The organism is Nocardia sp. CA-135953, from assembly GCF_050955735.1.
Classification (GTDB): Bacteria; Actinomycetota; Actinomycetes; order Mycobacteriales; family Mycobacteriaceae; genus Nocardia.
This window is the reverse complement of record NZ_CP192082.1, coordinates 5,828,673-5,848,642: the sequence shown is the minus strand read 5'-3', so window position 1 is coordinate 5,848,642 and position 19,970 is coordinate 5,828,673. Positions and strand designations below refer to the sequence as shown.

The following is a 19,970-nucleotide window of genomic DNA, read 5'->3' as shown; positions in this document are numbered from 1 at the left end:
CATGGAGACAAGGCATATCGAGGCTTTCCTCGCGATCGCTGATGAGCTGCACTTCGGACGGGCAGCGGCACGGCTCCACCTCACACAACCGTCTATAAGTCAACAGCTCAAGCGACTGGAACAATATTTGGGCGTCGAGCTGGTTTCGCGTACGTCGAGGGTCGTCCAGCTGACGCCCGCCGGCGAGGCGTTCCGTGCCGACGCACGGCGAATTCTCAGTGAGGTACACCTTGCGACGAGCACTGTCCGTGACATCGCGGCGGGGCGCATGGGCAAGATCAGCATCGGTTTCAACGGTCGGGCGGGCCAGCTGATCATGCCCAGGTCGTTAGCCCAGCTCCACGCGAACTATCCCAACATCACAACAAACCTCAGCTCGGGTCGCTCCGGACCCCAGCTCGCGGGACTCACCTCTGGCGAGCTGGATGTCGGGCTTCTGTACGGTAGCTCGTCGAACAGCGCGTCGCTGCTGTCTCGGCGTCTCCTTCCGATGCGCATCGGCGCTCTCGTCGGTCACCGGCATCCATGGGCCAACCGGTCGTCGATCGCTGTCAGTGAGCTGGCCGACATGCCGTGTGTGATGTTCAATCGCGGAGCCAGCCCAGCGATGCACGACGCCATCATGGCCGCCGCGGAGCAGGCGGGCACGTTTCCGAAAATCGCTGAATACTTGAACGACTCCGCGGCCACCGAGATCATCGTGGCGGCCCGCCCATACGTGGGGTTCGCGTCGTTCATCAGTGCCGACGAGCTGAGACCGATGGGGCTCAAAGTAGTCCGGCTGGTCGACCCCGAGCCGGTGGTAGAGCTGCAGGTCGCGTGGCGCGTTGACAGCCCGAACGAGGCGGTGCTGGCATTTCTGGACAGCCTCGACGCGACGACGAACTACCTGGAAAGCACCGTCCGGGGCATGGTCTGCAGCGAGTCGCTGGCAAACTGCGCTGGATAAAGACCTCGACCAGGATTGCACCTGCTACTGCGGACTCTCGGCGGAAGCCCAAAACCGCATGCCCGGCCGACTGATGTGGACGGGTCCGTCGAATTCCGCGGCGGCCTCGGCGAGTCGAGCCTGTTGCCATTCGTCCTGGGGTGCGCCGAAATGCGTCAGCACCACCGAGCGTGCGCCCCCAGCAGCGGCCGCCTTCCCGACCTCGGTGGCCGAAAGATGGCCGTGCGAGGTTTGATCCGACTCGACCAGCGTGGCTTCGGCAAGAAAGATATCGACGTCGGCGGCGAGGGTAACCAGATTGTCGTTCCATCCGGTATCGCCCGTGAAACCGATGCTGCCGGCGGAACTGTCGATCCGGACGCCGCAGTCGGGTTCGCTGTGCACCATCGGCACCAAGCCGACGGTGCAATCGGCCAGGGCGTAAATTCCGTCGCGCTGGTACTCGATGACCTCATAGGCCAGCTCGAACGCCTTGTTCAGGCGTGACACGGTCTTGACCGGGAACAGTTCTGCCAGTCGATCCAGCGTCACGCGGGCACCTTCCGGAACGAAGAGCTTGATCCGACGATCCGGGGTCTCGGCGTGATGCATCACTTGCTTTCCGATGGGCAACACGTCGTAGCAGTGGTCCATGTGCATGTGGCTGATGACAATCGCGTCGAGTCGGCTCGCATGAATGTAATTGCTGAGCATTACGGCGATTCCGGGCCCGCAGTCGAGAAGAATTTTCGACTGACTGGTTTCGACTAGATACCCCGAACTGGCTGCGCCATCCGCAGGCATCGCAGCTCGATTACCAACAATTGTCAATCGCATTCGACGCGCCTCTCTCAACTGGATTTGCTGCGACAAGGATATCTTCTGGCGGTATCGCACCGAGATGTATCGGAAATGCCGATGCATATATAGAAATTCCGCATTGATCGACATACTCGGTGCACGGACGCGGTACGTGACGATGAATGGCAGGTGAGTGTTGGACGAATTCCTGCCGCCGCCCGGCATATTCACCTCACTTCGCGGCTACCGCGATCACGGCACCATGAGCACCGCCGATTATGTAGGCGAAAGCCAAATGATCCCCGCGCTTCTCGCCGCGACTACCACAACACCGTGAACATTGTGCTGCGGAAACCCCTGACGCCGACATGACGTCCAGCCTAATCGTTAGCCCTCACCGGCCTACCTGAACACAAAGGCGTCCGATCCATCTCGAATGGCATTTGATCAATAGTTGGTTTCACGTTGCTGTGCTCGGCGGTCTGATGGAAGACTCCGATGTGCCGTACGCGAGAGGTGGCGGCCTGACACCGACCAGCGGCGATGCCTTGTCCATCGTCCAAGCATGCATCGCAAATTCCGAATATTTCGGTGACAGCAAATCATGTGGCCCAGTGGTGTTTCGATCGAATTCGGGTAGACAGAGGAACCCTGAAATGACGACCACCGCACGACAGTCGCCGACTCCGCCGCCGCCCGATCCGAATGCCTCTTTCCAGAGAAAGCCGATCATGAAATCCCACCACTACGGCCTGCGGGCCCGATTGGGGATCGCGCTCGTCGCGGTCACCACATAACGGTACGAGCAGCCATGTCGGGCGCGTACGTCCTGGACCTCTGGCCTGCCGGCGCGATCCGCGTCCGTCTGCCGCCCCATGAGAGAACCCGAGAAGAAAGAAACAATGATGAGGAAATTCGTAACTGTGGCGGCGGGTCTGGCTGTCACAGTCGGTATCGCGTCCGGCTCGGCCGTCGCGCAGCCCGCTGGTGATGACGGCGCGGTCGCCTTCACTGCCCACGCGACCGACACCCAGTCCATCGTCACCACCGATCTGGGCTCCATGGTCGTCGAAGAGGGCATCTTCAAGATCAAGGCCGCCAATGGCACCACGGTCGCGGGGATGCCGCTGAAGTTCCGGGTCGATGACTTCGAGTTCCCGATCGCCGTGGACATCGCCGATCACACGGCGACGTTGACACCGCAGTTCGACATGGCGTACACGACCTACAAGCCGGTGGCGCTCCCGTTCGAGGACAAGGCTCCGTGGAAGACCGACTACGACCGTGAGCAGGCCGCGTGGTCCCGCATGACCAGCACCATCAGTATGGGTGCCACCCTCGGCACCCTGATCGGTGGCCTCGGCGGCGCCGCAGTCGGTTGTGTCCTGGGGGGCATCGCCGGTGCAACTGTCGCGGCGGCGGCGATCGTCGGCCTGTTCGGCGCGTTCATCCCCGCCGCGGCGATCGGCTGCCTCGGCGGCATCATCGGGGTCGGCGCCCTCGGCACGGTCGCGGGCCAGTTGCTCGTGACCGGCCCGGTTGCGATCGGAGCGGCCATCCAGTACTTCGCCACTATCAACCAGCCGCCCATGACGCCGGCGAAGTAGGTAGAGGAGAAGATCCCAGCGGCGTTCGTTGGGGGACACCCGACCCCGTTCGGCCCTCCGGCCGAACGGGGTCTTCGCTGTCGAGGGTCCCGCAAGCGCCTCCCCGGAAACCGGGTCGGCAAGATCGTCGGCAAGCTCCCCTCATGCCCTGAGCCAGAATCAACCCCGCGCCCGTGAATACGCACCTGCGCCCTACTCCTGGCTGACCTTGATGAAACAGGCTATCCCACAACGCAAATCAATGCTGCCGGTCTACTCGCACCGGCAAGGCATCATCGATGTTCACGGTGTCGCCGCGGCCCCGACGAACATTCCGTGTTGCTGGCCGAACAGTTTGCGGATCCGTGAACGACCTTCTCGAGGGCGCTGACCTCGGCGACGCCAGCACCATTGGCGGCTGCTTGCATCGCAATTCGGGGCTTACTACATACGTGGCCACATCCACATGGACCACCCCTCGAAACCGTTTCCGCCCCCGTGCTATCCGTTCGCCGACTGCGGTCCCGCCTTTCGCTGACCTTCCGAGATCCGCAGTCCGACTGCGTACTCCGGTCAGGACAGGCCGGGTTTCCCGGACGATGATCAGCTTCGCCACCTCACCCGTGCCCACGTAGATGCCGACCACGCGGTGGAAACGGAATGCTCACGATGGTCGACGTAGCCACAGGATGGCGGCTCATGGGAGACGAGCATCAGATCAATATCTGCAGTGGGTCTTCAGGTGCGTGCCGCTACCGCCGGTACGGGTCGTCGAGGCTGGTCGGGGTGCCGGCGACTTCCAACGCGTCTACCGGGTAGCCCGGTCCGGCAGTGTAGAAGCGCGCTCGGGTGCGGCCGACGGGCTCGAGCACTCCTAATGTGACGAGGTCGCGCAGATCGCGTTGTGCCTGTTGCAGGCTCAGGCCTTCGGCTTGTTCGTAGCGAGTCCGGCGGACCCGGCCGGACATCGCGACATCGTGCAATGCGCTGACGACTCGTTCGTCCAGGCGGATACCCGCGACGTATTCCTCGAGCATCGCCCACACCGTGCCGGACCGAACCCGACGGGCATGCACGGTTTGGGCTTGCTGGTGGTAGGCGGTCAAGCTGAACCGAATCCATTCGGACACATCCTGATCCGGTTGATAGGTACTGCCACGACGACCGAGCACCTGGTAGTACTCCCACGTATTACCAGGTCTGCCCAGCCACGCTTCGATGGCAGAAAACTCTGGTGCGATAACACCTTCCCGCGCGATCATCAGCGTTTGCAGTGATCGTGACATGCGTCCGTTGCCGTCGGCCCACGGGTGGATGGAAACGAGGTGTAGGTGCGCCATCGCGGCGCGCACGAGCAAATGCGTGTCGTCATCGGAGTTGAGCCAATCGGCGAGCTCTCCCATCAAAGCTGGCACTTGATCGGCGTCGGGGCCGGTGTAGGCGGCGATACTCGGGTCGCGGGCGTCGGTCACGTACGCGGGGCCGCGTCGCCACTGCCCGGCCGGGCGGCGTGCGGTGTGCCGGTGCCCTTGCAGCATCCAATGCAGCGCGTTGAGGAAGCCATTGCTGTAGGCAAAATCGTCTACATCGTGCAGCGTTTGTATGTAGGTCATCATTCGCTCGTAGGCCAGCGTCTCGGCCTTGTTTTCCTCGGAGACCTCGACGTCGCGTTCGCCTGCGATCAGATCTTCCACGTCGACGGTCGAGACCCTGAAGCCTTCGATGGAGTTCGACGCGGCGACGGCGTCCGCGGTGAGGAACTTACGGAGGCCACCTGCCCACTTGCCTGGTTTGGCCTGAAGTTCATGGCGCAGTTCCGCGCGCATCCGGTCCACGTCAGTGAGGGCATGGATATCGGCGGCGGTCAGGGCTGGCGTCGAAAATAGCACAAGACAATGATAGAGTGACGTAATCATTACGTCAAGAATGCGCCCCTTCCATAGCGGGCCTGGGTGGTCGGTTCGACCGCCTGGACAGCGGTTCATGCCATTGGTTCGACCTGGATCTGCCCGATGTGATCGCGTTGCGCACCGCGATCGGAGTGAACGCCGAGCGAACTCTCGGCCGCCCGACTATACAAATGACAATCATTTTCATTAAAATACCTCGAGGCTGCGCAGCCACACGTTCGCACGCACAGGATCGAGGAATCCAAGCAATGATGAGGAAATTGGGCGCGCCGACCGCGCTGCTGATCGCCGCCCTGAGCATCACCGCGAGTCCGGCGCAGGCCGCTCCGAGCGAGGGCGTCGGCTTCACGGCCAGGGCTACCGAGTCGTCGACGATCATTACCACCGATGCCGGGTCGATGGCTGTCGAGGATGGCGCGCTGAAGATCAAGGCGGCCGATGGCAGCGTCGTCGCGGGCGCCGAATTGCGGTTCCGGGTCGACGATTTCGAGTTCCCGATCGCGGCGAATATCGCCGATCACACCGCGACGCTCACGCCGCAGTTCGATCTCGCGCATGCCACCTACAAGCCGGTGGCGCTGCCGTACGAGGACAAGGCGCCGTTGACCGCGCCGGTGTCGGCGGACCCGGCTACCCGGTCCATAGCGCATCCAGGGGCACGACAAACGCGCCTTCGTCATGTCGGTACATGTGCGCGCCGGTGTAGAGGATGATTGCTGCCGCGAGTCGGTTGCCGAGGCGGTCACGAAGGGCGCGGATTCCGCGGAGGTCTTCGCCGTGGACTCGGCTGCCTGCTTTGACTTCGAAGGCGATGACGCGTCCGTCGTCGCTTTCCAGGACGAGGTCGACTTCGTCGCCGGACCCGGTGCGGAAGTGTCCGTACGAGACCGGGCCGTCCCACCAGCTGACCTGTTTGAGGATCTCCCCGACGGTGAATGTCTCGGTGAGGTGGCCGTACTCGGAAAGTGCCGCGGGATCGGCTAGTGCGATCTTTTCGGGGGTCAGTCCCATGCGCCACGCGGCGACCCCGGAGTCGACCAGATGAAGTTTCGGTTGGCGCGCCACTCTGGATCCGAGAGTTGTTCCCCAGGCCGGTAGCCGGTAGACGAGGAAGACCGCCTCCAGCAGCCGCAGGTAGTTCTCGGCGCTCGATTTCTCCATGCCGATGGCCTGTGCCGCGGCGGAGATGTTGAGCACCTGGCCGGTCCGCGCTGCCAGTTGGTTCAGCAGCCGGGGCAGCATTTCGCGCTGCCGGATTCGGCTGATCTCGATCACGTCCCTTTCCAGAACCAGATCGAGGTAGTTTGCGTACCACCGAGACCGTGAGCGCCCCGCAGGGCGGCGTAACGCCACCGGCATACCGCCAGCAGTGATGCGGCGCGCGTATTCGTCTCGTCCCGTTCGAGAAGCAACTCCGGTGTCCTGCGGCAGTCCGCCGTTGAGCAGGTTGTGTACGAAATATTCTGGTGTTCCATCGATTTCGCCCTGCGACAGAGGGAGTACCTGAACGATGTCGACCCGGCCCGTCAATGCCTGTCCGGCTTGTGGCAGGGTCGCGTAGCGTGTCGATCCCGCGAGTATGTACCGGCCGGGGCGCAGGTCTCGGTTCAACTCGGCTTTGATCGCGTCCAGCAGTTCCGGCACGTGCTGATACTCGTCGATCAGGACGAGATTGTTCCCAGCGACGAAGCGGCCAGGATCGTTGCGCACCGCCGCGCGTGTTGCGGGGTCGTCGCAGTCGATCACCGGTCGCTGCATTGCGTCGCCGATGTGGGCAAGTAGGGTGCTCTTTCCGACCGTTCGTGGCCCGTTCAGCACCACGACAGGTTCCTCGGTGATCCGAGACCGGATAACCGAGGTCAGTCGTCGGTTTGCGATACCGGTCAGAGTGGCGTCCATGTGAAGATCTTGGCATGATCTTCCGCATTTTCACAGCGTTTTTTCCGTATCTACCTGGAATTGATTCCGCGTCTGCGCCCGTCTGATTCCGTGTCGGTTTATGCCGATCCGCTCGCCTGGCATGGCCCCACCGACCGCCGCTGAGTAGGCCCGGGGCGCGGTGTCGGGATTGCTCCCGGTCCGTTTCCCCGAACCTCTCGCCGAACCCGCCGTGCGCCTCTCGACGCAACGGGCTCTCCACGGTTTCTATCGTCAGGCTGGTTGAAGGGTCGTCCATCGGTTGGGAATCGTGTGGCCGCGCCATCGGTAGCGGCTCACTGTCACGTTGCCCATATCGAACAACACAGTCCCGTCCGCCGCCGAAATAGGTAGCCATCGCCCACTGGCGGTGGTGAATCGGCGGCGAATGTCCTTCCATCCCCAGCGATGCCGGGTTTGTAGCATCCGGATCACCCGCTGCCAGACGAAGTGCTGTAACGAGGTGAACCTGGCCTTGGCCACGGCATGCTTGAAATAGTTGGACCAGCCGCGCAGAATCTGGTTGAGCCGCATGATCACGTAGTCCAGACTCTGTTGCGACCCCCGATGGGTCAGGGCACGGACTTTCGTCTTCAACGACCGGATCGGCCGGTCACCGACAAAGGTATAAACGAACCGCTTGTCCGAGCCCCGCTTGCGACGCCACTGGATGTGGAATCCCAAGAAATCGACCCCGTCCGACAAGTGCCGCACCACGGTCTTCTCCGGCGAAAGCCGAAGTCCCAGAGGTGAAAGCACCTGCTCGACTTGTTCTCGCATCGCCTCGGCATCGTCTCTGGTCCCGTGGATCAGGACGACGAAGTCGTCGGCGTAGCGGACCAGCCGCCACGTCGGTGCTCCTTTGCGGCGACGATATGCCCGCTTGCTCTCACTGGCCATCGTCCCGCCCGGCTTCCAGGGCGCCATCACCTGCTCATCGAGCACGCTCAACGCGATATTGGCCAACAGCGGCGACAGGATGCCTCCTTGAGGCGTGCCGGTCGTGGTGTCCTGATGGTCGCCGAGTTCGGTGAGGATCCCGGCCTTGAGGAACGCCTTGACCAGCGCCAGAACGCGCTTATCCTTGACCCGCAATCGAACCCGCTCCATCAAGGCAACGTGGTCGATCCGGTCGAAACACGCCTCGATATCCGCATCCAGCACCCAGCGGTAGCCTCGGGTGCTGTAGTAGTGGATCTCGGCGATCGCGTCCTGCGCCCTGCGGTTGGGCCGGAACCCGTAGGAGACCGGTTCGAAATCGGCCTCGAAAATCGGTTCCAGAACCAGCTTGAGCGCGGCCTGGACGACCCGGTCAGTCACCGTCGGAATCCCGAGACGGCGAACCTTCCCCGACCCACCCGGCTTGGGAATCTTACGTTCCCGCACCGGCAACGGCCGAAAAGACCCGTCTTTCAACGACGTCCGCAGATCATCCAGAAACCCCGGAACCCCAATGAGCTCCTCGACATCGGCGGCGGTCATCCCGTCGACGCCGGGAGTTCGGGCTCCGTGGTTGCCCGCGACCCGGTCGAACGCCACCATTAGCGTCGCCGGGTCATGCACCAAATTGAACAAGTCGTCGAACCGACGGCCGGGATCGGCCGCCGCCCAACGGTGAAGCTTGGCCTGCATCTCCGATACCCGTCGGCGCGGCCCCGCAGGGTCACCCGACGTGGCGTCACCATTCGGTGGCGCATCTTTCGGCATTACAGTCTCCGCCTTTCTCGAAAACCGCTGCCGCCCTTCGCCATGTGACCGGCTTTCCCGGTCTCGGACTACTACGGCGGCTCCGCCCCACCCGGCCCGTTCGACGGTCGGTGCGTCTATCCCCGAGCCGCGCAACTGGATCGCCCGCCACCGGGGAACCGGACCGGATGGTTCCCGTGTTCACTGTGATTCGCTCGACGAAGGAGGAGCCCGACTGTGTCCCTGCGGCATCGCCAACGGGTACGCCGTAGACCTTCCCCGTGGCCTCCCGACCGGCTTCGGTAAACCAGCCCGGAAGTTCCCAGTCGACCGAAATCGACTGGTACGCACCGCATCCTGCCCAGATCCGCCAGGTTTGAGCAGGTGTCGCATTGAGGGACGTAACAACGCCGGTTCCTGACGTACTCCTCTTCATCCCGCTTGCCGGACCCGCACCATCTGGCAGTACTGGCCACGTCCCGGCGTTGTCAGGGCTGCTCCCACCCTCCCCGGCACCACCCGGATCAGGCTGCCCTCAGCTCCACCGACCTGCTACGACAGAACGGCGGCGAAGGTCTCTCACCTCCACTCGAATCACAGCGCCTCACGGCGCAAACCGGAAGGGCGCCAGAGCCATTCACTGGACAGACTCCGCTCGACTGTCGGTGACACTCGACGTGCCCCAAACGTGTTTCGAGCCCAGCGGCCGGCCTGCCAGCTGATCGAGGGGACTTGATCAGGATCTACGGGGTTCGGCGACGCTGTTGAGCAAACATTCCGCGCGGCTCACCTGCGCAAATTGTCGTTGAGACCCGTGTCAGCGGGGGCGCGAGGGAGCCCTCGTGCACGCAGATGGCGCAGTTGCGCCGATTGTGCGTGCTAGAGAACTGAGCGAAATTCACTCGAACACGCGGGAGGGGTCATTTCTGACGTCAATGTGTGGTGCGAGTGCTGCATTCGGCGCATGTGCGCCACGACAGTAGCGGCCGTGAGCGACTCAGAGGGGAAAGAGTGGGTGGTCGAACACCGATTTGCGTCATATTTGACGCAAATCGGTGCTCGAGTAATGCGCGAGAGGGGAATCGATCACACGGAGGCAACAATATTGGTGCAGATGTGTGCACGAGTAGGTTCTATTGTGCGTCGCTGGAGCGTAGCACAGAATCTGTGATCACGTCGTGGCGACGGTATTCTATTGAGATGCAACACTTTTCGGCATTCCAGCGGAGGTAGCTGAGCGGAAGAGGCTGGCGTCGGGTTTGTCGGGTGGTTCGGTTTGGGGTTGTTGTCTGAGTCAAATGTGTTGTGGCAGGGGTGGAATCGGTTCGGTTTCGGTCTTTTGTGGGCTTCAAATGAGTTGCGGTGCTGGTGGAATCGTTGGTCGAGGCTGCTCTGGCTGGTGCCGGTCGCGTGTTCGTGGCGACCCGGCACCGTGGTTGTTAAAGGGTGATGGGGTGGGGTTGGTTGGTGAGTAGGGGGTGGGGTACTTGGGTGAGGGCAGATAGTGCTGCGGCGGTTTCGTGGAGGTTGGCTTTGACGTAGGTGGCGGTGGTGCCGTGGGCTTTTCAGGCGCGGTGGCCTGCGTAGGTGCGGGCGGTGGCGTAGCCGAAGGTTCGTTCGACCCAGCACTGTATTAATTCTCGGTGGCCGTGCCGTTGTTCCAGCCCAAATTCAGAATACGGCGAACTACATTTGGGGAATTGTTGAAATCTATTGGTCGAGGGTGGATTCGGAGAGCTTGAAGGCCCTGGCCCGAATGCAGGGGTGTTCGACCGATGGTGTAAAACGCGGCTATGGATGTCACTTCGGAGACGATGTCGGGCGGTGTCACCGAACGGTTGTTCACAGTGGGGGATGTCTGCGGTGTTGTCTGGTCACCGGCCGCTGCAACCAGCGCAAGACCACTGATTCTGCTCGGCCATGGAGGCGGTCAGCACAAGACCTCCGAGGCATTGATGGCCCGAGCCCACCGCTACGTTACGAACGGCGGTTTCGTCGTCGCCGCGATTGACGCGCCTGGCCACGGCGACCGCCCGCAGACCGAGCGAGGTCGGCACCTGCTTGCTGTGATAAGGCAGAACGCCGCCGCCGGCATGCCCATGGCCAGCGATGTACGGCGCTACAACACCGAACTTGCGGCACAAGTGATCCCCGAATGGCGGGCAGCTCTGGACGCACTGCTCACTCTCGATGAAATCGCCGAGCCGGTCGGCTACTGGGGCGTGTCGCTGGGGACGTCCCTCGGTGTCCGTCTGCTCGCCGCCGAGCCTCGGATCAGCGCAGCCGTCCTCGGTTTGGCCCATGGACACGCCCTGCTCGATATCGCGGCCTCGATCACGGTACCGATCGAGTTCCTGCTCCAGTGGGACGACGAAATGGTGCCCCGCGATGCAGGTTTCGCACTGTTCGACGCGTTTGCCTCCACGGAGAAGACTCTCCATGCGAATCCCGGACTCCACAGCCAGACCCCGTCCTTCGAGTTGGAAAGTTCACAGCGTTTCTTTGCCCGCCACCTCCTCGCTTCGATGGTTTCCGAAGCTGATCGGTGACGACCACAAGTGATGGGGTGCGGAATGTTGTCATCCCCTTCTGTATCAAGCGATCTCCGTCCCGGTGGCGTCGACCGGGGTGGTTGACGACGCCGGACAGCGCCATAACAATTCCGCCTGGCACGCCCCAGCAACCGCTCCCGGAACAAGGGCCACTACGATAGCGCTGTCTCAGCAAGGCCAACGGCACTACGACGCGATGGCCGCAGCCGTCGCCAGTTGTTCCCTCAGAAGGCGTTTGAAACTATGTGTCCGAGGCGGTCTGGTACGGCGGGGATTCCGCCGGTATCATCGCCCACGCGATCCCGCCGCGCACGGCATAGGCCAACGCATCCACAATCGCACGCCGGCAATGTTTTTCGCCACGCCCGCCTTGACCGCCCGCGGTTGCTTGGCGGCGGAAGCATCGGCTCAAAGCAACACCCGATGATCGTCGGTGACCGACAACGGATACGCGCCGATTCGCTGCCCCCGGCCGTTCTCGCGAGTCGGGCACGACGCACACGCGGCCATCGGCGAGAAGGACACAGCGGACTCCTGGTGAGTGCATGACTTCGGTAATTTCCAGGTACCAGGAGTCCACCCCAAACTAGAGCCCGATACGCTCGAGGTGCTGTCCGGTCACCGAGTCGCACTCTGACTTGGCGCAGCTCGCTGTCGACGCTAGAAGGTTCACCCGCGGCGGATGTCAGTGTGCCGATTGTCGTGTGAAATATCGGCTGTATCCCGCGAACATGGATCGGTAGATGTCCGCGAACCAGGCTGCCGCAGCCGAACTGGCATCCGGTTGTGTGGCGTCGAATGTCGATGCGATGTGTACCACACAACCTCCGTCGGCTAGGTCGTCGACATACGTGGTGGCGACATATCCTATGACGTGCTGATTGTCAGCCTTGATGTAGTGGATTCGCCGTGTTTCGTCGTTCTGGTAGAAGATCGTTTCCTCGACGACTCCGCCATCGCTCAACACCATTCGCCGGGTACGGGGTACCGATCCCGGCGCGCCGACCAACTCGCAACTGATCAGTCGGGGGCCTTGGAGTCCACCTTCTTCGGCAGGCAGCCACCAGCGCGACATACCGGCCCAATCGCAGATCAGCTCCCAGACTTGCTGCGCGGGCGCGGATATCTCTATCGAGTCGTGTAGTGCTACTCGGCCGCTTCCGCTGTGGTCGGGTGAGCCGTCGATTTCCATCAGTGGATTACTTCCTCGAATTCGAAGATCATGCTGCGAAGCATGTCGGGCTTGGTCAGGTTCGCCACGTCGTACGCGGCCGCCTCACCTTCGGGCGAGGTGAATGCCGCTTTCAGGGCTGCCATGTCGTCCCACTCCAAGGACGAGACCCAGAAGTACGGCTTACCACGACCCGGTGTTGGGGAGTGACCGAAGGCGAATCGGCGCAGTCCAGGCAGCACCTTGATCAGCGGAATGTGCGACTCGCGGTAGTGCCGCTCGAATGCATCGGGGTCCTCGGGTGTTGCGTACAGCACGAGGTAGCGGACCATGTCTCGTTCATCCTTTCGGGTTGTGGATCGGTCTCAGACGCTCTCGATGGGCAGGGTTCGGGGCATGCCGAACCGGGGGAACAGGCCGGTGTCGAGGAAGGCGGTGAGTTGAGCGATTCGGGTGCCATCCAGCGTCAGCACCGTGATCCCATGTGCGTGGGCTATGCCTGCGTGGTGATCTCGCAGATAACGCGCGAATGCCGGCTGGCCGTTGGCTCGGGTGGGTATGAGCCGGAATCGCCGTGTGCCGTGCGCGAAGCCCCACTCGGTGAAGAAACCCGCGATGGCGTCACGGCCCTGGTATTCCTGTGTCAAAGGCGGCATCGAGAATATCGCGTCGTCGGTGAGCAGCTCGACCATCGCTGGTACATCACAACGCTCGAACGCGGCGACGAACGCGTCGACGACGCGCCGCTCGGCAACAGAATTCGGCAGCACCGGGCGCTGGGGTGCCCACTGCCGGGTCGAGAGTGTCTGTCGGGCTCGTTTCAGTCCACTGGCGACCGCGTCCGACGTCGTGTCAAGCAGGCCCGCGACCTCGTCTCCTCGGAATCCGAGCACATCGCGCAGTACAAGGATGGCCCGTTGACGAGGCGGCAGCGTTTGCACCGCGGCCACGAACGCCAACGACACGGCTTCACGGCTCTCCAGTAGCGCCTCCGGGCCGGGCTGCGCATCAAATCCCTCTGCCGCGTCCGGGTAGGGCTCCAGCCACGGAACCTCGCACAGCCGGCCCGTCTGGGGAAGCTCGGTCGACGAAGTCGCGGTGACCTCTTGCGCGCGGCGGCGGTGATCGCGCAGGGCGTTCAGGCACCGATTGGTGGCGATCTTGTAGAGCCAAGTACGCAGCGAGGAACTCCCCGCGAAACGGTCCATTCCCCGCCACGCCGCCAACAGCGTCTCCTGAACGAGATCCTCGGCTTCGGCAACTGAACCGACCAGGCGATAGCAGTGCACCTGCAGTTCTTGCCGGTATGGGCCGGTCAACTCACCGAATGCCTGCGCATCGCCCCGCCGCGCTTGCGTCAGCAAGAAGTCGTCCATCATCCCGTCCTTACGATCATCGGGCCTATTCGTCTCCCACGTATATAGACACCAACTACCCAGAAAACGGGGCGCGCCGATCTCGCACCGCACTGCCTCATCCGGCAGGGCCTGATGCTGCGGATAGGTGGCGGCTTCGATGCTCTCCGGGTGATGACTCGCGACGAGCCGAATTCCGGCTTCCTGCTCAACGGATCCGACGCCGGGCGGCCGGGTCGTTGTCGGCGTGGAAGCCCCGCAGTCCTTCGTCGGACACCTGCGCGTATTCAACCAGGCTGCGCACCGACCGCTGCCCGGGACAGCTCCGCCAGCCCCAGCGTGGGGCAGCCGCGAAGTTCGCAGCTGGTGCAACGTATGCGGGCCGTCGTCGTCGTAGTGCTCGGTGCACCGGGTGCCTGGTCGAGTGGACCGGAAATGTTCTCGCACTGACGATTCAGGTGGTCAAACGCACCGATGACATGTCCGTCTTCCATGTCCTGCCACGCCGTTGGGTTGTGGAAAGAACCTTCAGCTGGATCCTCGAGCACCGCCGATGCGTCCGCGACTACGAACGCCGACTCGACCAGCACATGGCAGGCAAGACGTATGGCAAGCCATGAGCCATGCCGACCAAGGCGGCGGGTGAACGGCTGCCCAAGCGAGTCGCTCAGGCATTCGGCTATCGGCCGCGCCGAATATCTATGCTCCAGGCACCAATCGGGTGGATGCCGCGGCGACCGTTGATGGCGATGCCGACAGTGCTCCCGTTTACGATATTTCGTCGCTTGTGGTCGGTGCACCAGTCATGTGATCTGCGGGCACGAAATTGATTATCTCGTGGCGTGAGGCGATCGACAGCTTCTGCAGGATCGCCGACAGCTGCGCGTCGATCGTTCGAGTCGAATTGCCCCGTCGCGCGGCAATTGCCGGATTGGTCCACCCGGCGGCGGCCAACGTCGCGACTTCTCGTTCGGACTTCGACAGACTCGACCAGGATGTCGTGACGCTGCTGCTGTCATGGTCCGGTTCGAGTGGATCCAACGTCAGTGTGCCCATCGCGAGTTGCTGCACCTGGCCGGCCACCTCACTCAGCCGGGTGCCCTGGGCATACGCCGCGGCGAACCGATCGGGTCCGAGCACGTGCCGGGCGACTGCCATCGCGTGCTCATGCTCGTCGACGAATGGGCCCACGGTGGTGATGCCGAGAGCCAATTTTGTTCGTAGGCCGTCTATTCCGCCCGCGAGTTGAGCGGTTTCGGTGGCCAGCGCGACGAGTCTGGCCTCGTCGGCGGCCCTCACAGTAATCGTGTCGATGATGATTTGCGCCAACGACCAGCTCCGAAAGATCACCGCCCAGAGGCTGCCCCACTGGTCCCGCGAGGCCAGCTGATCGGCGAGGGCGGCGCGTCCGATCTCCAGTGCGTCGGCCGGTCTGCCGTTCTTGGTCGACGCGAGCGCCAGGATCAGCCGTGCCCACGCGATGACCCAGGATGCATTCGATGCCTCGACGCGGGCCGCATACGCGGTAGCCAGCTCCATGGCCAGCGGCGCCGGCCCGAGCAGGCAGGCGGAAATAGCGGCATACAACTCGCACCTCGACGCCATCGCGTCGTCGCCGAGCTGCTGGTATTTCCTACCCGCACGCGTCAGAACCGTGACGGACCGAGCGTCGCTGTGGGCGAGCATCAGTTCGATTCCCCAGGCGAATTCGATCGGTGGCGGCAGGCCGATGTCGGTGTCGATGGTGTCCCGCCAATGCTGTCTCCGCGCAGGGTCCGTGATTGCCAGTGCAACACACTTCTCGAGCCATTCCTCGGCATCGTCGGTTCGCCCCTGGCAGAACATGATCCAGACCAGTTGGCCGCTGGTGACGACCTCGAGTTCGAGCGGGCGCGGCACGGTCGACCGAGCTGCGGCGAGTGCGCGCTCGGTCCGAAGTCGGATCTCTCGAAACGATCCCTTGAAGAAGGGGGACCTCAGCGACAGCAATCCGGCACAGATCTCCAACCCGAGCACAGCATCTTTCGGCGCGACCAGACTGGATTCGATCGCAATCAGAATGTTGTCCCATGCCGCTCGTACCCAGTCCATCAGTCCGTTCTCACTGGGCCCGAACCAGTGCGTAGCGGCGTACACAATCTTGTCCCGGTAGTACTGCCGATGACGAGCGCGTAGACGCGCCGATTCGTCGACCTCGGCGGTGAAACGCTCCCGCAGACGCTGCGCTGCGAACAACCGGAGGCTTTCGAGCATGGAATAGCGGACCGTCGTCGATGTGAAATGCGCGGTCACCAGCGATTGATCGACCAACCTCCAGAGCACCGACCCGATATTGTCTGTCGACAATCTCGGATTCTCGTCGGACCCATCCTCCGGCCCGGCAGCGCGACCATCGGAGCAGATCGTCACAATGGCCTCCAGCTCGGCTCCGACATCGTTGCTCGCGTCGTCTCCGCCCTCTTCGGGATTGGGGTCGTATCCGGCGGCGAACACCGACAGGCGCTCGAAAAGCAGGCGCTCCTCGGCAGAACACAGTTCATAGGACCAGGTGATGACATCGCTGACTCCGCGATGCCGTTCATCTGCACCCACCCGCGCCCCGCGCGTCCACCGCATCCACCTGTCGTCGTCGGCCGCACCGCTGACCTCACGCAAGATGATCTCCAGGTGCTGACGCACCAGTCGTGCGGAAGCGAGGCGGATGTAGAGCGGATTGTTGTGCAGATGCCGGCAGATCTGCTCGGCCGCGGCGATCTGATCACTGCCGACGAGCGGGTGGCCGGCAAGTTCGGCACGCATGCGAAAAAGGGCCAGTGCCTCTGGTCCGGTGAGCGGAGGAACGAATATCCGGTGTTCGTCGACCCATCCGATCGCCTCTCGACTGGTCGCCAGAATGGTCAGTCCCGGCACAGCGTCGAGCAACTCGGCGATCAGCTCGCCGGCACCGATGATCACATGCTCACAGTTGTCCAGCACCAGTACGCTATGCGCTTCCTGCTGGCTGGTCAGCATGTCGGCCAGGACTTCTCGGGTCGATCGCCGCGAGAAATCGATGTCGATCATCGAGTGCGCGATCTCCTCCTCGATCGCATGACGATCGGCTCCCTTTGCAAGGCGTGCCAGCCGCACCCAATAGATCGGGACACGCCGCGCTGCCTGAAAGCGCCGGAGCACCTCACCGGCGAGCGTAGTTTTGCCGATCCCGCCCGAACCGACGAGCGTGATCAACCGAGTCGGACCCAGCAGCAACGTCGTGATCGTATCGAGCTCGGGCCCGCGGCCAACAAAGGAAGGAACCACCGGTGACGAGGCCTGATGCTGTTTCGGGAACGTGCCCGGCATGCGATGAGCGTAGCCGCACACCACTGCTGGGAATTCGCCGCGCATTGGTGACCGCGTGATGGACTCCGCTCCGTCGACCCCTTCATCGCCACCCAACACATCAGCACCCACTGACTCCGCCATACCACCACCTGGGTCGAACGAACCTTCGGCTACGCCACCGCCCGCACCTGCGCAGGCCACCACACCCGAAAAACCCACGGCACCACCGCCATCTACGTCAAAGCCTGTCGACAAAGCCAACCTCCACGAAACCGCCGCAGCACTATCAGCACTCCCAAGAACCCCCACCCCCTACTCACCAACCAACCCCCGATCACGCTCTGACAACCACGCATCGCGCCCGCAAGCAGTTGTTTATCCATCCGCCTGCCGCGGTCGATGGGTTGTGCGCAGCTAGCCTGCGGCTGCCCGAGGCGGTTCGCCGATGAACCCACCGAACGCCAGCGCGGAAACCGTCGCTGCTGCACGACAGCTGCTGACCCAGATGGGCATCTTCCCCCGCCGATCTCGATGAGATCGCTCCCGGGTCCGAGAAACGCTCGAGGCGGGCACCAAACGCACCCATGGCACCCATTTCGACCGCTTGGAACGGCAGTGGCCGGACCGGCACATCGACGAGGTGACCAACCCGACCTCGATGAGATGGTGGTGTGTTGTGTGCACGCGATGGCGGCGACAGTCGATTTTGGTGTCGGGCGGCCTTGCAGCCGCGCGACGTGATTCAAGGCCGGGGATTCGTGCACCATTGGTCCGTCTCGGGCTTTTGGGTCAGCGGCGAAGGAGGGTGATTCGGGCGTTGTCGGCGGGGCTCAGGCCGGTGTGGTAGCGGCGCGGGGGTTCAATCGGGCCGGAGGCCGTGTGGATACGCCGATGTTCGAGGACTGTGCGGAAGAGGATGCGCGCCTCCGCGAGGGCGAACTGGGCACCTAGGCAGCGATGCGAACCGGCGCCGAAGGTCAGCCAGGTCTGGCCGTTGGGCCGCTCGCCGAGAAAGCGTTCGGGGCGGAAGACCATCGGGTCCTGGTAATGCTGCGGTGATTCATGAATCAGCAGGATCGGGACGATGACAATGGCACCCTTGGGGATGTGGACGCCGTTGATCACGGTATTGCGCAGCGCCCGCCGTCCGGTGAACGGGGACACCGGTCGCAGCCGCATTGTTTCGGCAACTACGGCGTCGAGGTATGCATCGAGCCGGGCGCGGTCGCACGCGTCGGCGGCCGCGTCCAGTTCGGCCACGGCCGCCGGGTGGCCTGCCAGCATGGCGGCGATCCAGCCGAGCGTGATCGCGGTGGTCTCGTAGGCGCCCAGCAGTATGCCGCGCATGTTGCGGGCCAGGGCGGCGTCGTCGTGCTGATCCAGTTCGGTGCCGACGTACCGGGACAGCACATCTTTCGGGTCGTGCCCATCGCTGGGTGCGGCCCGGCGTGCGGTGATCTCCTCGATAACGACGGCGTCGACTTCGGACTGGCGGCGGCGCAGCGGCGGGTATGGCAGCGTGTAGCCGCCGATCAGCGGGGTGATCAAGGTGACGGCGAGGAATCCGCGACTTTCGATCTCCCCGAACCACCGGATCACCGCCTGCTTCAACCGGTCTCGGCGGACTGGAGCCACGTCACCGAAGACGATGCCGAGCAGTACCCCGATGGCGAGGTCGTAGCCGACCTTCAAGAACTCGAATGGTTCACCGATCGGCCACCTTGGCAGTTCGCGCTGGACCACCTCCACCATGAGATCTTCGTAGGACCGCAGTGCCTTGCTCTGAAAAGGCGGAGCGAACAGCCTACGTTCGCGGCGGTGCTCGTCGCCGTCGAGGAAGATCAGCGTCTGCTTGCCGAACATCATGTCGTGGCTGCTGAATCGGCTCAGCACCTGCCCGATCGAGAAGTCGTCGTGGTTGGCGAACAGTTCTCGCACATCGTCCATGTCGTGAGTGACCAGCATGGTCGGGAATCCTGGCGGCGAGATGACGAACCGTTTCCCGAATTCCAGCAGGGGGGAGCGGTGGGTGCCAGGGCGCATCAGGCCACCGATTTGCGTGAGGTGGCGGGTGCGCAGGTGTGGAAGTTCGCAGAGCGATACCCGGGTGTGTGACACGTGGCCATCCTGGCTGGTGGCTCAACGACTCGCAAACCCGAAATCGTCACCGAACGCGGGCGTAAACGGTACCTATGGAATACCGATGCGGGGTGCATCCGTGTGCTGGTTGGCTTGTTCGGTGGGCGTCAACAGCCACCATTTCGGCGGGCGGTTGATGCCTGACCATGTCAACCGATACCGGATTTCACAACTCCGGCATCGAGAAATAATGAGGATCGGGTAACCAGATGAAGGCGACGGTAGTTCGAGCCCTGTTGGCACTGGGAGTGACGGCGGGTGCGATGCTGGTGATGCCCGCCAGCGCACAGGCTGCCGACACCTCGTGCTGGGCCCGCGATTGCACATTGAGCGGCTTCGTCTTCGACGGCGACACCTGGTATGCGGACATCGTCGTGAACAACGGCACCAGCAATGGAAGTATTTCTTGGTTTGCCGTAGACGAGCAAAACATTGGCCTGTGCGGTGGTACGGAATCCCTCGATCAATGGGGGCATTTCGCGGGAACTCGACCGTGCCGACCCGGGATTTCGCTTGGACGTGGTTGGACTCTCCGGGCCTCGACCGACATCAACGTGAGCTGGCACATCGGCGCTCACGGGTGAACCGACTTTCGGTGTCA

General features: G+C 63.0%; 16 protein-coding genes. 6 read left to right on the top strand and 10 right to left on the bottom strand.

Features of this window, described 5'->3' with window-relative positions; all coding sequences use genetic code 11:
- The first annotated feature begins 1 nt into the window (after window position 1).
- Complete coding sequence (locus tag ACQPXH_RS26840) at window positions 2-949, top strand: LysR family transcriptional regulator (protein ID WP_433599250.1); 948 nt, start codon at window positions 2-4, stop codon at window positions 947-949.
- 24 nt (window positions 950-973) lie between these two features.
- Here the strand turns inward: ACQPXH_RS26840 and ACQPXH_RS26835 are convergent, their stop codons facing one another.
- Complete coding sequence (locus tag ACQPXH_RS26835) at window positions 974-1,954, bottom strand: MBL fold metallo-hydrolase (RefSeq protein WP_433603592.1); 981 nt, start codon at window positions 1,952-1,954, stop codon at window positions 974-976.
- Window positions 1,955-2,385: 431 nt separating this feature from the next.
- Here ACQPXH_RS26835 and ACQPXH_RS26830 point away from each other — a divergent pair, with 431 nt between their 5' ends.
- Together ACQPXH_RS26830 and ACQPXH_RS26825 are read left to right on the top strand one after the other, a co-directional pair.
- Window positions 2,386-2,526, top strand: a complete 141-nt coding sequence (locus ACQPXH_RS26830) for a hypothetical protein (protein WP_433599249.1) — start codon at window positions 2,386-2,388, stop codon at window positions 2,524-2,526.
- A gap of 108 nt (window positions 2,527-2,634) precedes the next feature.
- Window positions 2,635-3,336, top strand: coding sequence for a hypothetical protein (locus tag ACQPXH_RS26825; protein WP_433603591.1), 702 nt, complete (start codon window positions 2,635-2,637; stop codon window positions 3,334-3,336).
- Window positions 3,337-4,067: 731 nt separating this feature from the next.
- Here the strand turns inward: ACQPXH_RS26825 and ACQPXH_RS26820 are convergent.
- Window positions 4,068-5,204 carry a Fic family protein gene (locus ACQPXH_RS26820; protein WP_433599248.1) on the bottom strand — a complete coding sequence of 379 codons (1,137 nt, stop codon included), beginning with the start codon at window positions 5,202-5,204 and terminating at the stop codon, window positions 4,068-4,070.
- Window positions 5,205-5,473: 269 nt separating this feature from the next.
- Between ACQPXH_RS26820 and ACQPXH_RS26815 the strand changes: the two genes are divergently transcribed.
- Window positions 5,474-5,938 (top strand): hypothetical protein, encoded by a 465-nt coding sequence (locus ACQPXH_RS26815; protein ID WP_433599247.1) that lies wholly within the window; start codon window positions 5,474-5,476, stop codon window positions 5,936-5,938.
- On the opposite strand, the gene ACQPXH_RS26810 is transcribed toward ACQPXH_RS26815, so the two are convergent.
- Together ACQPXH_RS26810 and ltrA are read right to left on the bottom strand one after the other, a co-directional pair.
- Window positions 5,856-7,124, bottom strand: coding sequence for an ATP-binding protein (locus ACQPXH_RS26810; protein WP_433599246.1), 1,269 nt, complete (start codon window positions 7,122-7,124; stop codon window positions 5,856-5,858). The genes ACQPXH_RS26815 and ACQPXH_RS26810 overlap by 83 nt on opposite strands.
- A 252-nt stretch (window positions 7,125-7,376) precedes the next feature.
- Window positions 7,377-8,774: a group II intron reverse transcriptase/maturase gene (gene ltrA, locus ACQPXH_RS26805; protein ID WP_433599245.1), complete on the bottom strand. Its 1,398-nt coding sequence runs from the start codon at window positions 8,772-8,774 to the stop codon at window positions 7,377-7,379.
- Window positions 8,775-10,783: 2,009 nt separating this feature from the next.
- Here ltrA and ACQPXH_RS26800 point away from each other — a divergent pair.
- Window positions 10,784-11,377: an alpha/beta hydrolase gene (locus tag ACQPXH_RS26800; RefSeq protein ID WP_433599244.1), complete on the top strand. Its 594-nt coding sequence runs from the start codon at window positions 10,784-10,786 to the stop codon at window positions 11,375-11,377.
- 244 nt (window positions 11,378-11,621) lie between these two features.
- Here ACQPXH_RS26800 and ACQPXH_RS26795 read toward each other — a convergent pair whose 3' ends face one another.
- The 6 genes from ACQPXH_RS26795 to ACQPXH_RS26770 form a co-directional block, all read right to left on the bottom strand.
- On the bottom strand, window positions 11,622-11,792 hold the full coding sequence (locus ACQPXH_RS26795) for a transposase (RefSeq protein ID WP_433599243.1): 171 nt from the start codon (window positions 11,790-11,792) through the stop codon (window positions 11,622-11,624).
- Between the two features lie 273 nt (window positions 11,793-12,065).
- Window positions 12,066-12,572, bottom strand: coding sequence for an SRPBCC family protein (locus ACQPXH_RS26790; RefSeq protein ID WP_433599242.1), 507 nt, complete (start codon window positions 12,570-12,572; stop codon window positions 12,066-12,068).
- The gene (locus ACQPXH_RS26785) at window positions 12,572-12,883 is read right to left on the bottom strand and encodes an EthD family reductase (RefSeq protein ID WP_433599241.1); all 312 of its coding nucleotides are present in this window, start codon (window positions 12,881-12,883) and stop codon (window positions 12,572-12,574) included. Before ACQPXH_RS26785 ends, ACQPXH_RS26790 begins: the two co-directional genes overlap by 1 nt.
- Before the next feature lie 33 nt (window positions 12,884-12,916).
- Window positions 12,917-13,927: a sigma-70 family RNA polymerase sigma factor gene (locus tag ACQPXH_RS26780; protein WP_433599240.1), complete on the bottom strand. Its 1,011-nt coding sequence runs from the start codon at window positions 13,925-13,927 to the stop codon at window positions 12,917-12,919.
- Between the two features lie 747 nt (window positions 13,928-14,674).
- Window positions 14,675-17,155, bottom strand: coding sequence for a helix-turn-helix transcriptional regulator (locus ACQPXH_RS26775; protein WP_433599239.1), 2,481 nt, complete (start codon window positions 17,153-17,155; stop codon window positions 14,675-14,677).
- Window positions 17,156-18,019: 864 nt separating this feature from the next.
- Window positions 18,020-19,348 carry a cytochrome P450 gene (locus tag ACQPXH_RS26770; protein WP_433599238.1) on the bottom strand — a complete coding sequence of 443 codons (1,329 nt, stop codon included), beginning with the start codon at window positions 19,346-19,348 and terminating at the stop codon, window positions 18,020-18,022.
- Window positions 19,349-19,578: 230 nt separating this feature from the next.
- Here ACQPXH_RS26770 and ACQPXH_RS26765 point away from each other — a divergent pair, with 230 nt between their 5' ends.
- The gene (locus ACQPXH_RS26765; protein ID WP_433599237.1) at window positions 19,579-19,953 is read left to right on the top strand and encodes a hypothetical protein; all 375 of its coding nucleotides are present in this window, start codon (window positions 19,579-19,581) and stop codon (window positions 19,951-19,953) included.
- Window positions 19,954-19,970: the final 17 nt, after the last annotated feature.

What these genes read in the sequence shown, in the direction of transcription:
- ACQPXH_RS26825 (WP_433603591.1), top strand. Translation starts at nt 2,635, where the DNA reads ATGAGGAAATTCGTAACTGTGGCGGCGGGTCTGGCTGTCACAGTCGGT.
- ACQPXH_RS26785 (WP_433599241.1), bottom strand. Translation starts at nt 12,883, where the DNA reads ATGGTCCGCTACCTCGTGCTGTACGCAACACCCGAGGACCCCGATGCA.
- ACQPXH_RS26780 (WP_433599240.1), bottom strand. Translation starts at nt 13,927, where the DNA reads ATGGACGACTTCTTGCTGACGCAAGCGCGGCGGGGCGATGCGCAGGCA.
- ACQPXH_RS26840 (WP_433599250.1), top strand. Translation starts at nt 2, where the DNA reads ATGGAGACAAGGCATATCGAGGCTTTCCTCGCGATCGCTGATGAGCTG.
- ACQPXH_RS26830 (WP_433599249.1), top strand. Translation starts at nt 2,386, where the DNA reads ATGACGACCACCGCACGACAGTCGCCGACTCCGCCGCCGCCCGATCCG.
- ltrA (WP_433599245.1), bottom strand. Translation starts at nt 8,774, where the DNA reads ATGCAGGCCAAGCTTCACCGTTGGGCGGCGGCCGATCCCGGCCGTCGG.
- ACQPXH_RS26765 (WP_433599237.1), top strand. Translation starts at nt 19,579, where the DNA reads ATGAAGGCGACGGTAGTTCGAGCCCTGTTGGCACTGGGAGTGACGGCG.
- ACQPXH_RS26815 (WP_433599247.1), top strand. Translation starts at nt 5,474, where the DNA reads ATGATGAGGAAATTGGGCGCGCCGACCGCGCTGCTGATCGCCGCCCTG.
- ACQPXH_RS26835 (WP_433603592.1), bottom strand. Translation starts at nt 1,954, where the DNA reads ATGCCGGGCGGCGGCAGGAATTCGTCCAACACTCACCTGCCATTCATC.
- ACQPXH_RS26810 (WP_433599246.1), bottom strand. Translation starts at nt 7,124, where the DNA reads ATGGACGCCACTCTGACCGGTATCGCAAACCGACGACTGACCTCGGTT.
- ACQPXH_RS26790 (WP_433599242.1), bottom strand. Translation starts at nt 12,572, where the DNA reads ATGGAAATCGACGGCTCACCCGACCACAGCGGAAGCGGCCGAGTAGCA.
- ACQPXH_RS26800 (WP_433599244.1), top strand. Translation starts at nt 10,784, where the DNA reads ATGGCCCGAGCCCACCGCTACGTTACGAACGGCGGTTTCGTCGTCGCC.